The organism is Streptomyces gilvus (genome assembly GCF_022513565.1).
GTDB lineage: Bacteria > Actinomycetota > Actinomycetes > Streptomycetales > Streptomycetaceae > Streptomyces > Streptomyces gilvus.
In genome coordinates this window covers 41,688-59,859 of sequence record NZ_JAKWBE010000020.1, presented here as the reverse complement: position 1 = coordinate 59,859, position 18,172 = coordinate 41,688, and the positions used below count along the sequence as shown (strand labels likewise).

At 71.2% G+C, this 18,172-nt stretch carries 15 protein-coding genes; 6 read left to right on the top strand and 9 right to left on the bottom strand.

Annotation, left to right across the window (positions count from 1 at the left end; genetic code table 11):
- Positions 1-69 precede the first annotated feature (69 nt).
- Positions 70-639: a dienelactone hydrolase family protein gene (locus MKW14_RS27190; protein WP_240866441.1), complete on the top strand. Its 570-nt coding sequence runs from the start codon at positions 70-72 to the stop codon at positions 637-639.
- Here the strand turns inward: MKW14_RS27190 and MKW14_RS27185 are convergent, their stop codons facing one another.
- From MKW14_RS27185 to MKW14_RS27170, 4 genes are all read right to left on the bottom strand, one after another.
- Entirely contained in the window at positions 640-2,310 is a 1,671-nt protein-coding gene (locus MKW14_RS27185; protein ID WP_240866438.1) for an alkaline phosphatase D family protein, read from the bottom strand.
- 94 nt (positions 2,311-2,404) lie between these two features.
- Positions 2,405-3,223, bottom strand: coding sequence for a thioredoxin domain-containing protein (locus tag MKW14_RS27180; protein ID WP_240866435.1), 819 nt, complete (start codon positions 3,221-3,223; stop codon positions 2,405-2,407).
- A gap of 133 nt (positions 3,224-3,356) precedes the next feature.
- Complete coding sequence (locus MKW14_RS27175) at positions 3,357-4,049, bottom strand: hypothetical protein (RefSeq protein ID WP_240866433.1); 693 nt, start codon at positions 4,047-4,049, stop codon at positions 3,357-3,359.
- Positions 4,050-4,126: 77 nt separating this feature from the next.
- Positions 4,127-5,467, bottom strand: a complete 1,341-nt coding sequence (locus MKW14_RS27170) for a DUF2252 domain-containing protein (protein WP_240866431.1) — start codon at positions 5,465-5,467, stop codon at positions 4,127-4,129.
- 204 nt (positions 5,468-5,671) lie between these two features.
- On the opposite strand from MKW14_RS27170, the gene dnaE reads away from it, so the two are divergent.
- Positions 5,672-9,214: a DNA polymerase III subunit alpha gene (gene dnaE, locus MKW14_RS27165; RefSeq protein WP_240866429.1), complete on the top strand. Its 3,543-nt coding sequence runs from the start codon at positions 5,672-5,674 to the stop codon at positions 9,212-9,214.
- Positions 9,215-9,319: 105 nt separating this feature from the next.
- Here dnaE and MKW14_RS27160 read toward each other — a convergent pair whose 3' ends face one another.
- Positions 9,320-9,484: a hypothetical protein gene (locus MKW14_RS27160; RefSeq protein ID WP_240866427.1), complete on the bottom strand. Its 165-nt coding sequence runs from the start codon at positions 9,482-9,484 to the stop codon at positions 9,320-9,322.
- Positions 9,485-9,720: 236 nt separating this feature from the next.
- Between MKW14_RS27160 and MKW14_RS27155 the strand changes: the two genes are divergently transcribed.
- The 4 genes from MKW14_RS27155 to MKW14_RS27140 all read left to right on the top strand — a co-directional run bounded on the left by MKW14_RS27155 (position 9,721) and on the right by MKW14_RS27140 (position 13,696).
- Complete coding sequence (locus tag MKW14_RS27155; protein WP_240866425.1) at positions 9,721-10,923, top strand: NYN domain-containing protein; 1,203 nt, start codon at positions 9,721-9,723, stop codon at positions 10,921-10,923.
- A 122-nt stretch (positions 10,924-11,045) separates the two neighbouring features.
- Positions 11,046-12,020 (top strand): ABC transporter ATP-binding protein, encoded by a 975-nt coding sequence (locus MKW14_RS27150; RefSeq protein ID WP_240866626.1) that lies wholly within the window; start codon positions 11,046-11,048, stop codon positions 12,018-12,020.
- Between the two features lie 103 nt (positions 12,021-12,123).
- Positions 12,124-12,942, top strand: coding sequence for an ABC transporter permease (locus MKW14_RS27145; RefSeq protein ID WP_240866424.1), 819 nt, complete (start codon positions 12,124-12,126; stop codon positions 12,940-12,942).
- Between the two features lie 34 nt (positions 12,943-12,976).
- Entirely contained in the window at positions 12,977-13,696 is a 720-nt protein-coding gene (locus MKW14_RS27140) for an AAA family ATPase (RefSeq protein ID WP_240866422.1), read from the top strand.
- 315 nt (positions 13,697-14,011) lie between these two features.
- Here MKW14_RS27140 and ybaK read toward each other — a convergent pair whose 3' ends face one another.
- From ybaK to MKW14_RS27120, 4 genes are all read right to left on the bottom strand, one after another.
- Positions 14,012-14,515, bottom strand: a complete 504-nt coding sequence (gene ybaK, locus MKW14_RS27135; RefSeq protein WP_240866420.1) for a Cys-tRNA(Pro) deacylase — start codon at positions 14,513-14,515, stop codon at positions 14,012-14,014.
- A gap of 19 nt (positions 14,516-14,534) precedes the next feature.
- Complete coding sequence (locus MKW14_RS27130; protein ID WP_240866418.1) at positions 14,535-15,275, bottom strand: LON peptidase substrate-binding domain-containing protein; 741 nt, start codon at positions 15,273-15,275, stop codon at positions 14,535-14,537.
- A gap of 11 nt (positions 15,276-15,286) precedes the next feature.
- Positions 15,287-16,342, bottom strand: a complete 1,056-nt coding sequence (locus tag MKW14_RS27125; RefSeq protein WP_240866415.1) for a hypothetical protein — start codon at positions 16,340-16,342, stop codon at positions 15,287-15,289.
- A 129-nt stretch (positions 16,343-16,471) separates the two neighbouring features.
- Positions 16,472-18,049 carry an oxidoreductase gene (locus MKW14_RS27120; protein ID WP_240866413.1) on the bottom strand — a complete coding sequence of 526 codons (1,578 nt, stop codon included), beginning with the start codon at positions 18,047-18,049 and terminating at the stop codon, positions 16,472-16,474.
- Positions 18,050-18,172: the final 123 nt, after the last annotated feature.

Below are 18,172 nucleotides of genomic sequence, written 5' to 3'. Positions count from 1 at the left end.
GACTTCCGGCGCGAAACGGGTACGGCCGGTCGCGGGGCGTTGTCAGTGCCGGCTGGCACCATGGGCCTCATGAACATCGTGCTCTTTCACTCGACCTACGGCCTCAGGCCCGGGGTGCGCCAGGCCGCGGACCGGCTGCGCGGTGCCGGACACGAGGTGTGGACCCCGGACCTCTTCGAGGGGCGTACGTTCGAGACGGTGGAGGAGGGCATGGCCTTCAAGGACCGGATCGGCAAGGACGAGCTGCTCAGAAGAGCCGTACTGGCCGCCGCGCCCTACTCCGAGCGCGGCCTGGTGTACGCCGGGTTCTCGCTCGGCGCCTCCGTCGCGCAGACCCTCGCCCTCGGCGACGAGAAGGCCCGCGGGCTGCTGCTCCTGCACGGCACCTCGGACCTCGCGCCCAACGCGTCGGTGGACGATCTGCCGGTCCAGCTGCACGTGGCCGAGCCGGACCCGTTCGAGACGGACGACTGGCTGAGCGCCTGGTATCTGCAGATGGGCAGAGCGGGCGCGGACGTGGAGATCTACCGGTACGCCGGCGCCGGCCACGTCTACACCGACCCCGACCTGCCGGACTACGACGAGGAGGCCGCCGAGGCCACCTGGCGGGTGGCGCTCGGCTTCCTCGACACGCTCTGATCAGACCGGGTCGTACGTCCGCTCGACCTTCTGCGTGCCGCTGCGGGTGCGGTACGAACGCTCCCAGGAGGAGGTCGCGTTCTGGTCCGTGCGGTCGGACAGGACGTAGTAGTCCATCTGCGCCCGCTCGGCGGTGATGTCCAGGACGCCGTAGCCGTGGCGGTCGGTGTCGACCCAGTGGACGTGCCGGTTGGTGGCGCGGATGACCGGTGAGGCGAGGGCGGAGACCGTGCCCTCGGGGACCTTCACGATGTCGTCGAGGTTGTCGGAGGTCACCGAGGTGACGACGAACTCGGTGGCGGCGGAGGCCGACAGCGGGTACGTACCGGCGTCCACGGGTACGTCGTTGGCCCACGCCATGTGGATGTCACCGGTCAGGAACACGGTGTTGCGGATGGCGTTCGAGGTCAGATGGGCGAGCAGTTCGCGCCGGTCGTCGGTGTAGCCGTCCCACTGGTCGGTGTTGACCGCGAGGCCCTCCTGCGGCAGCCCGAGCAGCTTGGCGAGCGGCTTGAGGAGCTCGGCGGAGAGCGAGCCGACGACGAACGGCGCGATCATCACCGAGTTGCCGACCAGCCGCCAGGTGGTGTCGGAGGCCTTCAGTCCGGCCTTCAGCCAGTCGAGTTGGGCGCGGCCGGTGATCGTGCGGTCCGGGTCGTCCACCGAACCGGACCCGGAGGCGGCCTGCTGGGAGCGGAAGGAGCGCAGGTCCAGCAGGGACAGGTCGGCGAGCTTCCCGAAGCGCAGCCGGCGGTAGGTGGTGCCGGCGATCGCCGGACGCACCGGCATCCACTCGAAGTAGGCCTGCTTGGCGGCCGTCTTGCGGTCGGTCCAGGTGCCCTCGGCGCCCTCGGTGTGGTTGACCGCGCCGCCGGACCAGGCGTTGTCGGCGAACTCGTGGTCGTCCCAGATCGCGACGACCGGCGCCTTCGCGTGCAGCGCCTGCAGGTCCGGGTCGGTCTTGTACGCGCCGTGCCGGGTGCGGTAGTCGGCGAGCGTGAGGATCTCGTTGGCCGGGGCGTGCGGCCGGACGACCGTGCCGCGGGCCGCGTACTCGCCGGACTTGTACTCGTAGATGTAGTCGCCGAGATGCAGCCAGGCGTCCAGGTCGCCGCGGGCCGCGAGATGGCGGTACGAGGCGAAGTAACCGCCCTCCCAGTTGGCGCAGGAGACCACGCCGAAGCGCAGACCGGTGACGGCCGCGTCGGCGTCGGGCGCGGTGCGGGTGCGGGCGGCGGGGGAGTCGGTGCCGCCGGCCGAGAAGCGGAACCAGTAGTCGGTGGCGGGTTCCAGGCCCCGTATGTCCGCCTTCACGGTGTGGTCGGAGGCGGCGGTCGCCGTGGTCGAGCCCTTGGCGACGATCGTCGAGAACGCCTTGTCCCGGGCCACCACCCAGCTCACCTCGGTGTCCGGGCCGAGGCCCGAGCCGGGCACCGCCTCGGCGGTGGGTGTCACCCGGGTCCACAGCAGGACGCCGTCGGGCAGCGGGTCGCCGGAGGCGACGCCGTGCAGGAACCGCGGGGTGTCGGCGGCGGCCCGGGCGGGCAGGGCGGCGGCGAGCGGGCCGGCCAGAACAGCCGTCGCCGCCGCGGCCTTGACGACCGTACGGCGGCGGGGCGAGCGCGAGTTGAGGTCCTGGGACGCCTCGGAGGATCTGTGTCGACTGGTCACGGGCGAACAGGTTACTGACCGGTACGCGCGAAAGCGGGCGAACTCGCGAAAGTTCGCCCGCTCTTCCTCCGGAGGTCGTTCACCGACCCCGGGTTCAGGCCTTGAGGGCCGCGTCCACCACCTGGTTGAACTGCGCCACCGTCATCGGCGGGTTGCCCTGGCTGTCGACCGTGAGCATCTTGCCGTTCATGACGAAGCTCGGCGTGCCGGTCACGCCGTCCTTGTTGTCGTCGAACGTCTTCGACATCGCCATCGCCCAGGCGTCGTACGTGCCCTTCTTCACCGCGTCCTGGAACTTGGTGTTGTCCTTCAGCGCGGGCACGGTCTGGGCGACCTTGATGAGGTAGCTGTCGTCCTTGAACTTGTCGGTCGTCTCGTCCGGGTGCCACTTCGTCGAGTACAGCGCGCTCTTGTACTGCAGGAACGCGTCGTCACTGACGTTCAGCGCGGCACCGAGGGCGCTCAGCGCGTTCTTGGAGCCCTGTCCGTTGTCCTTGTCGTCGATGAACGTGCCACCGATGTACTGGATCTTGAACTTGCCGCTGTCGATGTCCTTGATCACGGTCGAGCCGACGGTCTGCTCGAACTGGGCGCAGACCGGGCAGCGCGGGTCCTCGTAGACCTTGAGGGTCTTCTTCGCGCTCGCCTTGCCTATGACCACGGTGGTGCCCTTGGTGCCCGTCGTGTTGGCCGGGGCCACCACCTTGGCGTCCTTCAGGCCCGCCCAGTAGCTGGGCTTGTTGGCCTGGACGACCGCGTAGCCGATGCCGCCGGCCGCCGCGAGGACGGCGACGATCGAGGCGGCGACGATGACCTGCCGCTTCGCCTTGGCCCGCTTGGCCTGACGCTCGCGCTCCTGGCGCAGCCGCTCCCGGGCCGCCGTCTTGGCCGCCTGGGTGTTCCGCTTGCTCATGTTGGTGATCTCCATGTGGGACGCGCATATGTCGTGCGCGGGATACGTGTGGGGGACTACTCGTGCTCAGTGCTCTGGGCCCGCTGCCCGGTGCTGGTGGAGGGCGACGGGCGCCGTCGGCACCGGATGTCGGTCAGGCGAGGGCGAGCGGCAGCGGTGGTCCGCGTCGGCCCAGGGAGTGCACGAGGAGCCGGTCGCGCACGACGGTCGGCGCGAGCTCGGGGCGCCCGAGGCGCCGTACAGTCGAGGCCGGGCGGACGGTGACGGCGGCGACCGCCAGCAGCAGCGGCCGGAAGGTCGTGGCGGCCACCGCGCGCAGCAGCTGGGCCAGCGCGCGCTCGCCGCGGCGCAGCCAGGCGGCGGCGAGCAGGCCGACGCCGACATGGGCGCCCAGCAGCAGCCAGGCGGTGGCCGGGTCGGCGTGCGCGAGCAGCGCCGCGAGGCGGTCGGGGTCCGCGCCGGTGACCTGCGCCAGCGGGGTGCCGACCTGGGTGTTGCTGCCGCACAGCACGTCCCAGCCGACCGAGGCCAGAGGGCCGGCGACCGGGCCGCCCGCGCGGCCGTAACAGACGTGCTGGCCGGTGGTGAGGATGGTGTCGGCCGCCAGCTCCAGCGGGATCAGCAGACCGGCGATCGGCCAGAAGCCGCGCTCACGGCCGGCCAGCGCGTAGGAGACCACGAACACGGCGGCGGCGAGCGCGGCCACCGTGTTCAGCGGCAGCGGGACCCGCGACAGCAGCACGTGCGACGCGGTGCTGAGCGTCACGACGAGTGCCGTGAACAGCGCCGCGCGCAGCGCTCTGAGTCGGGTCCCGGACATGTCCATAGCGTGGAGAGTGTGTCACGTGCTCCGGTAAGGGACCCCTAAAAGGTCCCTGTGAGACGACGGACTGTGCCGGACTGTTAGAGACCCGGAATCCGCCCGTTGCGGAACAGGTCCACGAAGATCTGGTGGTCGGCACGCGCGCGTGCGCCGTAGTCGTGCGCGAAGCCGACCATGAGGTCCGCGAAACCGTCCTCGTCCGCCGCGATCGCCGCGTCGATGGCCCGCTCGGTGGAGAACGGCACCAGGGACTCGCCGGAGGTGTCGTCCGCCGCCGCGTGCATGGTCGCCGTCGCCCGCCCGAGGTCGGCGACGACCGCCGCGATCTCCTCGGGGTCGTCGATGTCGCCCCAGTCGAGGTCGACGGCGTACGGCGAGACCTCCGCCACCAGCTGGCCCGCGCCGTCCAGCTCGGTCCAGCCCAGCCACGGGTCCGCGTGCGCCTGCAGGGCGCGCTGGGAGATCACCGTGCGGTGGCCCTCGTGCTGGAAGTAGTCCCGGATCGCCGGGTCGGTGATGTGCCGGGAGACGGCCGGGGTCTGGGCCTGCTTGATGTAGATCACCACGTCGTTCTCCAGGGCGTCGCTGTGCCCCTCGAGAAGGATGTTGTACGACGGCAGCCCGGCCGACCCGATGCCGATGCCGCGTCGGCCCACCACGTCCTTGACCCGGTAGGAGTCGGGGCGGGCCAGCGAGGAGTCCGGCAGCGTCTCCAGGTAGCCGTCGAAGGCCGCCAGGACCTTGTAGCGGGTGGCCGCGTCCAGCTCGATGGAGCCGCCGCCCGGGGCGAAGCGGCGCTCGAAGTCGCGGATCTCCGTCATCGAGTCCAGCAGCTCGAAGCGGGTCAGCGAACGGGCCGCGCGCAGCGCGCCCAGCAGCGGGCCCTCCGCGGTGTCCAGGGTGAAGGGCGGCACCTCGTCGCTCTTGGCGCCGGTCGCCAGGGCGTGGATCCGCTCGCGGTACGCGCCCGCGTACACCCGCACCAGCTCGCTGATCTGGTCGTCGCTGAGCGCCTTCGCGTACCCGATCAGCGCGACGGAGGCGGAGAAGCGCTTGAGGTCCCAGGTGAACGGGCCGACGTAGGCCTCGTCGAAGTCGTTGACGTTGAACACCAGACGGCCGTTGGAGTCCATGTACGTGCCGAAGTTCTCCGCGTGCAGGTCGCCGTGGATCCACACGCGCGAGGTGCGCTCGTCCAGGTACGGGCCGCCGCGCCGCGAGCCGAACTGATTGTTCGCAGTGAGGTCGTGGTAAAAGAGGCACGCCGTGCCCCGGTAGAACGCGAACGCGGAGGCCGCCATCTTGCGGAACTTCACCCGGAACGCGGCCGGGTCGGCGGCCAGGAGTTCGCCGAAGGCGGTGTCGAAGACGGCGAGGATCTCCTCGCCGCGCTGCTCGTCGTTGAGCTGGGAAACCGACATCGCGGGATGCCTCCTGGTGCATGGACGGGTGCGACAGCGTGTCTGCCGCTTCCAACGGGCGGCGGGTCACGGAAGTGCCCGCGACCCCCGCTGTGAAGGTACGCGGGGGACCCCTCGGATTGTCAGTGCCGAGGCATAGACTTCGACGCTGACCCCAGGACTGTCGCCGGCCCGTCGTCCACCGTTTCCACTGGAGGCTCCACCGTGTCAAAGCCGCCGTTCACGCACCTGCACGTCCACACCCAGTACTCGCTGCTGGACGGTGCCGCGCGGCTCAAGGACATGTTCAACGCCTGCAACGAGATGGGCATGACGCACATCGCCATGTCCGACCACGGGAACCTGCACGGGGCGTACGACTTCTTCCACACCGCGAAGAAGGCCGGGGTCACCCCGATCATCGGGATCGAGGCCTATGTCGCCCCGGAGTCCCGGCGCAACAAGCGCAAGATCCAGTGGGGCCAGCCGCACCAGAAGAAGGACGACGTCTCGGGTTCCGGCGGTTACACCCACAAGACCATGTGGGCCGTGAACTCGACGGGTCTGCACAACCTCTTCCGCCTCTCCTCGGACGCCTACGCCGAGGGCTGGCTGCAGAAGTGGCCGCGGATGGACAAGGAGACCATCTCCCAGTGGTCGGAGGGGATCGTCGCCTCCACCGGCTGCCCCTCCGGCGAGGTGCAGACCCGGCTGCGCCTGGGGCAGGAGGAGGAGGCCCTCAAGGCGGCCGCCGACTACCAGGACATCTTCGGCAAGGACCGCTACTTCCTGGAGCTGATGGACCACGGCATCGACATCGAGCACCGGGTCCGCGACGGTCTGCTCGAGATCGGCCGGAAGCTCGGCATCCCCCCGCTGGTCACCAACGACTCGCACTACACCTACGCGCACGAGGCGACCGCCCACGACGCCCTGCTGTGCATCCAGACCGGCAAGAACCTCTCCGACCCCGACCGCTTCAAGTTCGACGGCACCGGCTACTACCTGAAGTCCACTGACGAGATGTACGCCATCGACTCCTCGGACGCCTGGCAGGAGGGCTGCCGCAACACCCTCCTGGTCGCCGAGATGGTCGACACCGACGGCATGTTCGAGGCCAAGAACCTCATGCCGAAGTTCGACATCCCCGAGGGCTACACCGAGGTCAGCTGGTTCAAGGAGGAAGTCCGCCGAGGCATGGAGCGCCGCTTCCCCGGCGGCATCCCCGAGGACCGCCAGAAACAGGCCGAGTACGAGATGGACGTCATCATCTCGATGGGCTTCCCCGGCTACTTCCTCGTCGTCGCCGACTTCATCATGTGGGCCAAGAACAACGGCATCGCGGTCGGCCCCGGCCGAGGCTCCGCGGCCGGCTCGATCGTCGCCTACGCCATGGGCATCACCGACCTCGACCCGATCCCGCACGGCCTGATCTTCGAGCGGTTCCTCAACCCCGAGCGCATCTCCATGCCCGACGTCGACATCGACTTCGACGAGCGCAGGCGCGTCGAGGTGATCAGGTACGTGACCGAGAAGTACGGAGCCGACAAGGTCGCCATGATCGGCACCTACGGCAAGATCAAGGCGAAGAACGCGATCAAGGACTCCGCGCGCGTGCTGGGCTACCCGTACGCGATGGGCGACCGCATCACCAAGGCCATGCCCGCCGACGTCCTCGGCAAGGGCATCGACCTCAACGGCATCACCGACCCCTCGCACCCCCGCTACTCGGAGGCGGGCGAGGTGCGCGGCATGTACGAGAACGAACCGGACGTGAAGAAGGTCATCGACACCGCCAAGGGCGTCGAGGGCCTGGTCCGGCAGATGGGCGTGCACGCCGCCGGCGTGATCATGTCCAGCGAGACCATCACCGAGCACGTGCCGGTCTGGGTGCGGCACACCGACGGCGTGACCATCACACAGTGGGACTACCCGAGCTGCGAGTCGCTCGGCCTGCTGAAGATGGACTTCCTCGGCCTGCGCAACCTGACGATCATGGACGACGCCGTCAAGATGGTGAAGTCCAACAAGGGCATCGACCTGGAGCTGCTGAGCCTCCCGCTGGACGACCCCAGGACCTTCGAACTCCTCCAGCGCGGCGAGACCCTCGGAGTCTTCCAGTTCGACGGCGGCCCCATGCGCTCGCTGCTGCGCCTGATGAAGCCGGACAACTTCGAGGACATCTCCGCCGTCTCCGCGCTGTACCGTCCGGGCCCGATGGGCATGGACTCGCACACCAACTACGCGCTGCGCAAGAACAAGCTCCAGGAGATCACCCCGATCCACCCCGAGCTGGAGGAGCCGCTCAGGGAGGTCCTGGACGTCACCTACGGCCTGATCGTCTATCAGGAGCAGGTGCAGAAGGCCGCCCAGATCATCGCCGGCTACTCGCTCGGCGAGGCCGACATCCTCCGCCGCGTGATGGGCAAGAAGAAGCCCGACGAACTCGCCAAGAACTTCACCATCTTCCAGGCGGGCGCCCAGAAGAACGGCTACAGCGACGAGGCCATCCAGGCCCTGTGGGACGTGCTGGTCCCCTTCGCCGGCTACGCCTTCAACAAGGCCCACTCGGCCGCGTACGGACTGGTCTCCTACTGGACCGCCTACCTCAAGGCCAACTACCCGGCCGAGTACATGGCGGCGCTGCTGACCTCCGTCAAGGACGACAAGGACAAGTCAGCGGTCTACCTCAACGAGTGCCGTCGCATGGGCATCAAGGTGCTCCCGCCGAACGTCAACGAGTCGGTGCACAACTTCGCCGCCCAGGGCGACGACGTGATCCTCTTCGGCCTGGAGGCCGTGCGCAACGTCGGCACTGGCGTGGTCGACTCGATCATCAGGGCACGCAAGGCGAAGGGGAAGTTCGCCTCCTTCCCCGACTACCTGGACAAGATCGACGCCGCCGCGTGCAACAAGCGGACCACGGAATCGCTCATCAAGGCGGGCGCGTTCGACTCCCTCGGCCACACCCGCAAGGGACTCACCGCGCAGTACGAGCCGATGATCGACAACGTGGTCGCGGTCAAGCGCAAGGAGGCGGAAGGGCAGTTCGACCTCTTCGGCGGGATGGGCGAAGAGGACGCCGGCGGCGAGCCCGGGTTCGGCCTCGACGTCGAGTTCACCACCGACGAGTGGGACAAGACCTATCTGCTCGCCCAGGAGCGGGAGATGCTCGGTCTGTACGTCTCCGACCACCCCCTGTTCGGCCTGGAGCACGTGCTGTCCGACAAGGCCGACGCGGGCATCGCCCAGCTCACCGGCGGCGAGCACGCGGACGGCGCGGTCGTCACCATCGGCGGCATCATCTCGGGCCTGCAGCGCAAGATGACCAAGCAGGGCAACGCCTGGGCGATCGCCACCGTCGAGGACCTCGCCGGTTCCATCGAGTGCATGTTCTTCCCGGCGACCTACCAACTGGTGTCGACCCAACTCGTCGAGGACGCCGTGGTGTTCGTCAAGGGCCGGCTCGACAAGCGGGAGGACGTGCCGCGGCTGGTCGCGATGGAGCTGCAGGTCCCCGACCTGTCCAACGCGGGCACCAACGCGCCGGTGATCCTCACCATCCCGGCCACCCGGATCACCCCGCCGATGGTCAGCCGCCTCGGCGAGATCCTCACGCACCACAAGGGCGACAGCGAGGTCCGCATCAAGCTCCAGGGGCCGACGAAGACCACGGTGCTGCGACTGGACCGGCACCGGGTGAAGCCGGACCCGGCGCTCTTCGGCGACCTCAAGGTGCTGCTCGGCCCGTCCTGCCTGGCCGGCTGAGCACGGCACCCACGCGCGAGGGGCGCGCCCTGGACGGGTGCGCCCCTCGGTGGTGCCCGGGTCTCTACCGACCCGGCCCGGGTCTCAGCGACCCGTTGCACGGCGTCAGTTGTGACCGAAGCTCTTCTGCCGCCCCTTGCGGGCCATGTCGCCCGGGCTGACCGACGGGACGTGCTGCTCGGCCGGCGACTCCATCGGGATCTGCTCGCCCTGCTGACGGCCACGCTCGGACTGCGGCTGCTTACGGTTCTGCTTCTTGTTCTTGGCCATGGTGATCTGCCTCCTGTGGGTGATCTAGGGGCCAGGGCCGGGACCAGATTCACATAGGCTGACAACAAGCGCATGTCGGATAATTACCGTGTGTGACATGGCTTGTCGGGGAGTGCGGACCCGCTGCGCACTCCGAAACGCCACGCCGAAGATCGAGTTCGGGCCGTTAACCCCTGCGTAGTCGGGCAGACTCGAAGGAAGCCCGAAGCAAACCTCCCGGAAAGAGGGTGGATCGCGTGGACCGCTGCATCGTCCTGGTGGACGCCGGGTATCTGCTGGGGGCCGCCGCCAGTCTCCTCGCCGGGGAGCCCTCCCGCTCCCGCATCACCGTCGACCACACCGCCCTCATCCAGGGGCTGCGTGAGCGCGCCGAGTCCGACACCGAGCGGCCCCTGCTGCGCATCTACTGGTTCGACGGCGCCCCCGACCGCGTACCCCAGCCCGAGCACCGCCGGCTGCGGGTGATGCCCCGCGTCACCGTCCGGCTCGGCGCGCTGACCCGCAGCGACGGACGCTGGGCGCAGAAGGGCGTGGACGCGGCCATGCACGCCGAACTCACCGAGCTGGCCCGCAACCGCGCCTGCTCCGACATCGTCCTGGTCACCGGCGACGGCGATCTGCTGCCGGGCATGATGGCCGCCAAGGAGCACGGCGTGGCCGTGCACCTGTGGGCGGTGCAGGCGGCCGACGGGGACTACAACCAGTCCGAGGACCTGGTCGCCGAGGCCGACGAGCGGCGGGTGCTGGACCGTACCTGGATCACCAAGGCCGTACGGGCCAAAGAACTCGGCGGGGTGTGCGCGCCGCCGCCCGCGCCCCGGCCCGAGATCGCCGCGATCCTCTCCGCTCCGCTGCCGGAGTCCGCGCTCGCCGAGCGGTCCGCGGAGGACAGCGAGCACGCCCCGGCCGCGGCCGCGGAGAACGGCAGACAGGAGCGGGTCCCGGCGCCCAAGGGCGTGCCCACCCCGAAGGACCTCGCCGCGCTGCGCGCGCCCGGGGTGCAGCCGGCCCCCCATCCCGCGAGCGCGACCCTGCGCTGGTCCTCCGACAAGGGCTGGGTGGACCGGCCGACGGCCGAGCCGCCCGAGGTGGCCTCCATGCCGACGCTGGCGCAGCTGACGACGGCCGAGCAGCGCTGGGCCGACCGGGAGGAGGACATCACCACCGTCGGCGGGGACCCGTACGAGGTCGGGCAGGTGTTCGCACGGCGGTGGATGGAGCGGCTCGGGGACCAGAGCCATCTCCAGAAGCTGTCCGCCATGTACCCGCGCGTCCCGCACCGCATCGACGGCGAGCTGCTGCGCTACGCGGCCCGCTTCGGGCTGCTGGCCCACAAGGACGACCAGATCGACGAGCACGACCGTTACGCCATCCGGGCGGGGTTCTGGCGGGAGATCGACGTCCGCACGGCCGCGGAGCACGCACCCGCGGGTGAGTAGTTCTTTACCGGCGGATGTGCCGTCCTGGACCAACCCGAGAGCGGGCGGACGGCGGCGACCCCGTACCCTCGTCCTTTGTGAGTACGCGCGCGGCACAGGCACTTCGGCACGGTGGGGATGTCGTGTGCGCGGTGCGCGGGCTGACCAAGACCTATCCCGCGGTGCGCGGGCGGCGCGGGGCGCCGGCCACGCCGGCGGTGCGGGCCACCGACGACGTACGGCTGGACATCCGCCGCGGTGAGATCTTCGGGCTCCTCGGGCCGAACGGGGCCGGCAAGTCCACCCTGGTCCGCCAGCTGACCGGGCTGATGCGGCCCGACGCGGGGCGTGTGGAGATCCTCGGGCACGACATCGTGCGGCATCCGGAGCGGGCCGCGCGGATCCTCGCCTACCTCGGCCAGGAGTCCAGCGCGCTCGACGAGCTCACCGTGTCGCTGGCCGCCGAGACGACCGGGCGGCTGCGCGGGCTTGAGGCGCGGCAGGCGCGGGACGAGAAGGACGCCGTACTCGAGGAGCTGGGGCTCACGCCCATCGCCGGGCGGCCGCTGAAGAAGCTGTCCGGTGGGCAGCGGCGGCTGGCGTGCTTCGCCGCCGCGCTGGTCGGGGAGCGGCCGCTGCTGGTGCTCGACGAGCCGACCACCGGGATGGACCCGGTGGCGCGGCGGGCGGTGTGGGCGGCTGTGGACCGGCGGCGGGCCGAGCGGGGCACGACCGTGCTGCTCGTCACCCACAACGTCATCGAGGCCGAGACCGTCCTCGACCGGGTCGCCGTCCTCGACCAGGGCAAGGTGATCGCCTGTGACACCCCGGCCGGGCTCAAGGAGCAGGTCGCCGGGGAGGTCCGGGTCGAACTGGTGTGGCGTGAGACCGCGCCGCTGTACGTCCCCGAGGTCGCCGCACTGCGGGAGCGGGCCGTGGAGGCCGGGCGCCGCTGGACGCTGCGGCTCGCGCCGGAGGAGGCGCGGGCGGTCGTGGCCACGGTCACCGGCGGCAGCGCCTTCGCCGCGCTGGACGACTTCACGCTGGCCACGCCCAGCCTGGAGGATGTGTACCTGGCGCTGGGGGGCGCCGCGCAGCAGGGATTGGTGAAGGCATGAGCGACGTCGTGAGTCAGCGGACCGTGGTGTCCGTATGGACCCTTCGGGAGACCGCCTCAGTGACTGCCTCAGTGAGCCCGAGGAAGAAGGGGAGCAGCGCGACGTGAGTGTCGTACCCGCCGATGTCCTGCCCGGCGCCCTGGGCGCGGAGGGGGGCGAGCGTCGCGCGGCCGAGCTGGGGCCGCGGGCGCGGATGTGGCCGGCGCTCGTCGCCGTGTACCGGGCGCAGCTCTCCCGCGCGCGGGTCGCCCGGATCCCGCTGCTGTTCGTGGCGACCTTCCAGTCCGTCGGGATCATGGTCCTGATGCGGGGGGTCGTGGACGGCGGCGGCGAGGCCGAGTCGGTGGTCGCCGGCTCGTCGGTGCTCGTCGTGGCCTTCGTCGCGCTGAACCTGCTCGCGCAGTACTTCGGGCAGCTGCGGGCCAGCGGCGGGCTCGACCACTACGCGACGCTGCCGGTGCCGCCGACCGCCGTGGTCCTGGGCGCGGCGGGGGCGTACGCCTCCTTCACCGTGCCGGGGACCGTGGTGACCGCGGTGTTCGGGTGCGTGCTGTTCGGGCTGCCGCTGGCGCATCTGTGGGTGCTGGCCGCGGTGATCCCGCTGGCGGGGGCGGCCCTGTCCGGGCTCGGGGCGGCACTCGGGCTGCTCGCGCCCCGGCCGGAACTCGCGACGCTCCTTGGGCAGTTGGGGATGTCCGCCGCGCTGCTGCTGGGGGTGCTGCCCGCCGACCGGATGCCGGAGATCGTGCGGCTGGCGCGGGATCTGCTGCCGTCGACCTACGGCGTCGAGGCGTTCGCGCGGACGTTCGGGGCGCATCCCGACTGGGCGTTCGTGGCCGGTGACCTCGCCGTGTGCGCCGGGGTCGGGGTCGTCTCGCTGGCCGTGGCCACCTGGGCCTACCGTCGGGCGGCCGTCCGGTGACGCGCCGCACAGGCGGGCCTGGCACGATGGCAGGGTGACCGCACCGTTGACTCCGCCTCCGCCGCCCCATGAACAGTCCTCGCAGTCTTCCCAGGGTTCGCCCGCGCCGCAGCAGGCCTGGCAGGTGCCTGCCGGGGGACCCGCGGTGCCCTCGGGCCATGACCACCTGTGGGACGGCACGTACGGACAGGACGGCCCCGGGATGAAGACCGAAGTGCGCGAGGCCGCCCTGATCACGGTCGCGGTGGCGCTCGGAGGGGTGCTGCTCGGGGTGCTGTGGTGGTGGCTCGCCCCGCAGGTGCCGCTCGTCGGGGACATGGTCAACAAGCGCTGGATCGTCTACCTCGCCGACAGCGAGGGGGAGCAGGCGATAGGCGTGGACGGCACGTTCACACTGCTCGCGCTGGCCTTCGGAGTGGTGAGCGCTCTCGTCGTGTTCCTGGTGCGCCGGCGCGGCGGGATCCCCCTGGTGGTGGCGCTCGGCGTCGGCGGGCTGCTGGGATCCCTGCTGGCCTGGCGGCTGGGCGTGTGGCTCGGGCCCACGCAGGACGTGATCGCGCACGCCAAGCAGGTCGGCAACGGCGTCACCTTCCCGGCGCCGCTGAAGCTGGGCGCGAAGGGCGCGTTGCTGGCCTGGTCACTGGCAGCGCTGGTGGTCCACCTCGGCCTGACCGCCCTGTTCGGCCCCCGCGACCCGGACCCGTACCAACAGAACCCCGCCCAGACGAATCCGCACGGGGCTCCGCTGTCGTAGGGCCCGCCGCGAAACCCCTGCCTGCGCGGCGACGCCCGGCACGCCCCCCGGAGAGGGGGGGCCTCCACTCACCGCACCGGGCACAAAGCCGGGCGCATCCCGCACCCCGGCTCGCGTCCGGGGCGCGGAGAGCACGCTCCGTGGGCTTCGGGGCCCGCCGTCCGGGCGGACGACGGGGCTTTCGCGACGGGCCTGGGGATCATGCCGGACGGTGGCCGTGGTTGGAGTGGCCCTTCTTGGTGCGCCATTTGCGTTTCCGCGTTTTCTTCGACATGTCCCTCGTTCTTAACCGAACGAGCCGGGGTCGTCGAGGGGTCACGCACGCCCGATGGGGGCCACCACCGCGTCCGTGAGCTTCGCCAGGTCCTCGGGGGTCAGCTCCACCTCCAGGCCCCTGCGGCCCGCGGAGACGCAGATCGTGGCGTGCGCGGAGGCCGAGGCGTCCAGGACCGTCGGGAGCCGCTTGCGCTGGCCCAGGGGCGAGATACCGCCCCGGACGTAGCCCGTGGTGCGCTCGGCGAGGGCCGGGTCCGCCATCGCCGCCCGCTTGCCGCCCACCGCCGAGGCCAGGGCCTTCAGGTCCAGGGACCCCGCCACCGGGACGACGGCGACCGTCAGGGCGCCGTCCACGTCCGCCACCAGGGTCTTGAAGACGCGGTCCGGTGAGACGCCCATGGCCTCGGCCGCCTCCTCGCCGTAGGAGGGGTGGGCGGGGTCGTGGTCGTAGGCGTGGATCGTGTACGGCACCCCGGCCGAGGTCAGCGCCACCGTCGCCGGAGTGCCGCCCGGCTGCTGGGACTTCTTGGACTTCTTCGCCATCGCGGCCTTCGCTGTGTCGTCAGTTGAGGCTGGTCTGCCCGCGCGTCAGCTCCGACGCCGGCAGTGACGGCAGGTTACGGATGATCGCCGTCTCGGAGCGAAGGAGTTTCAGTTCGTCGCGCAGCCGCGAGGCCGTGTCCGGCGCCTGCAGCAGCCGTTGCTTGGTCGGGGTGTCCAGCATCATCGCGGCCGCCACCAGGTAGGAGACGACCGACGGCTCGTCGGGCAGGTCGGCGCCCGTCGACAGCGAGCGCTCCCGCGCGCCCGCCAGCCGCTTCTGGTACTGGCGGAACGCCCGCAGCACCCCTTCGGCGATCGCGCCGGCCTCGTCGCCCTGCTCCTCCGCGAGCTCCTCCAGCTCCGCCGTCAGGAACGGACCCGAGGTGTCGACGGAGAGCAGACGCACCCGGTTGGTCCCGGTCGCCAGCACCTCGAACGTGCCGTCCGCCCGCTCCCGGATCGTCGCCGCGTCCGCGACACAGCCCACCGCGTGGAAGGACTTCGCGGGGTCCGGGCCGAAGCCCGCCGCGGGGCCGCGCTCGGGCACGGCCGTGGGATCCGGCATGCCGGGCGCGCTCGGCGCGACCTCGTGGCCGTCGCGGATCGCCACGACGGCGAACCGGCGCGGCTCCTCCTCGGGCGTCTTGAGCAGCTCGCGCATCATGGCGCGATACCGCTCCTCGAACACGTTGAGCGGCAGGACGAGGCCCGGGAACAGCACCGAGTTCAGCGGGAAGAGCGGAAGGCGGACGGTGGTCACGACGCAGAAGCCTAGTGGTCGCGGGAGTGTGCGCGTTCGACCCGCTCGGACCGCGGACCTCCGGGAGCCTGCTGAGCCACCCGCGCGCGGACCTCGGCGCGCATCTTCAGGAAGAACGCCAGGGGGTCCTCGGACAGGTGGATCCAGGGGAAGGACGTGGCGTACGGGCCGATCAGCCGCAGCTGGTCCAGCGCCTCCTGCCAGCGTTCCAGGCGTACGAGGACATAGGTGAGCTTGTTGCGGATCTCCGACGGCCATGGGTCCGCCGCCGGGAAGCGGGCCGACAGCGCGATCGCCCGGTCGGCGGCCGCGTCGAGCCGCTCACGGGGCACCTCCACCGCGCAGCCGTCGGTCAGGTAGCCGAAGGCCGCCCGCGAGGGCAGCGCCTGGATCAGGGAGTCCGGCGGGGCGTCCTGCGCGGCCCGGTCGGCGAAGTCGAAGCACTCCTGGTGGGAGTGGTGCCAGGAGGCGGCCAGATAGCGCAGGGCGGCCGCGTGGCAGCCGTAGTGCAGCGGGGCGCGGCGCAGGGCCGCCTCCCACAGCTCGGAGAAGTACTTGTGCCCGGCGCCGGTCCCGCGCGCGTGGTCCAGCGCGATCCGCCACGGCACCGGGTCGCGGTCGTCGCCCCGCGCGGCGGCCGTGATCAGCGGGCTCACGTCCCGCAGCAGCTCAGCGCGGGCCGGTGAGACCCAGGCGTGGTCCACCGCGAGCTGGGCCCGCAGCAGCAGCACGTCCGGGTCCTCGGGGGTCTCGGCGTACCAGCGCTCCAGCCACTCGCCGCGCGAGCGCGCGAACGCCGTCAGCCTTCTCGCGTACCGGTCGCGGTACTCCCACTCGGCACGCACGCGCGTGCCGGCCAGCAGCTCGGACGCGGGCGCGTACTCGCCGCGGGCGGCCGCGACCAGCGTGGCGCCGAGGTGGTCGTCGGGCGCGTCGAGCAGCACCTCGTCGTCGGCGGGCAGGCCCGAGGCGTCCGCGGGCGGCGCGGAGGAGGCGGGGCGCGGCGCGGTCCGGGAGGTCCGGGCCGTGCGGCTGAAGGGGTGCAGCAGAGCCATGGTGTCGACCATTGAAAGGCCGCTGGTCAAGGCTGCGCCAGACGGAATGGGCAAGTTCCGGAAAGTTGTATGCCGCGCGGTCAAGTCCGCGTAAAAGTACGATGTTCAACAACTGTCCGAGTGGTGTACGTCCTGTGATGATCAGTTCCGGCGCAGCAGCCGGGTCGCCCCCGCGGCCACCGTCGTGGCCAGGATCCAGCCCAGCAGGACCATCGCCGCGGCCAGCCACTGCCAGCCCCCGCTGAGCTGCCAGACGCCGACCTGGCCCAGGTCGATGACGGGAAGCAGCAGGTCCAGGGCGAACAGCGCCGGGTTCCACGGCGGATGCGCCCCGGGCTGCAACGGCGGATGGCTCGCGTGCGCGAAGGCCAGCGAGCCCGCCGCCCACAGCACCGCCATCCACACCGCGGCCCGCCCCGGCCGGTACCCGTACGCCACCGTCCAGTCCTGCGCGTACCCCCACAGCTTGGCCGCCGGCGGCAGGCTCTCCCGGCGCCGGCGCTGCTTGGCCAGCAGCACCTCACGCGCGTCCTCGTCCTCGCCGCCGGCCCGCAGCACGGAGGCCAGCCGCTCGTACGGCTCCGGGTTGTACTCGGCGGTCGCCGCGGCCACCCAGTCCAGCCGCTCCTGAAGCGGGAAGGGCCCCTGCGGTACGAGGTTCTCGTACTGGAAGCCGCCCATGTGCAGATTCCCCGGGCCGGGCCAGGCGCTCGCCCGGTCGATCAGGTTGACCACCCGCGCCCCCGACAGCACCACCTTCCCGCGCTGCGGCCGCTCGCCGAGGAAGCGCAGCTCGGGCGTCTGCACCCGGCGCAGCGACAGCTCCTGGTCGTCGGTGAGGGTGAACCGGGCCCGCTCCAGGTCCACCGCGTCCCCGAAGCGCCCGTCGTCCAGCCGGATGCCGCCCTGGCACTCGAAGCGCTGGATGCGCGTCCCGCGCGCGGGCGTCGCCCCGCTGACCATCGAGGCGCCGACGCCCGCCGGCGTCAGGTACATCGTGCGCTCCACGGTCAGCTGGGGCGCGTTCAGCGCGAGCCGGCCGTACGGGTTGGCCAGCCGGGCGCCGCGCAGGCTCAGGCTGACGCCGACCTTGGCGCTGCGCAGCCTCAGCTCACCGTTCGACTCCAGCAGCTCGGCCTGGAGGTCCTGGCCCACGGTCATGCCGTCGGCGGCGATGGAGCGGCCGCTGCGGTCGGGGTGGACGACGGCCTGGTTGAGCATCAGGTCGGTGCCGATGTGGGCGTCGGTCAGCCGCACGCCGCCCAGGAACCGGCAGCGCGGGAGATGCAGGTCGCCCTCGGTGTGGACGCGGGCCGCCTCCAGGCGCGGCACCGAGCAGTCGATCATGCGCATGGTGGTGAACCGGGCCTCCGGCAGCAGCACCTCCCGCTCGAAACGGCAGCCGCGCAGCTCGACGTACGGCACGACGATCCCGCCGGCGAGGTCGAGCGTGCCGCTGATCCGCACCCCGCGCAGCTTCAGCGAGGACACCCGGCCCGCGAGCGCGGGCGGGCCGTCGAGCAGCAGCCAGCACACGATCCGCGCCCGCACGGTCCGCTCGGGCCCCCAGGGGCGCCCGCCGTGCGGATCGTCGACAACCGCGTCCCCGCTGCTGAGGTCGTACACACTGCCGTTGCGGAACGCCTGCCACATGCCGGCCTCGGCGGCGGTCAGATCGTCCGGCAGGTCCCCGGCACGCAGGCCGGCCCCCTCGGTCACAACTCCTCCAGTCCTGTGTGTTCGCACAGCGGGTGATGCCCGTTGCGTAACTCCCGAATCACTGGACGTGAGGGCGATCTTCCGGGTTCCGGGGCCGTTGTGTATCAGCCATTGATACGCGCG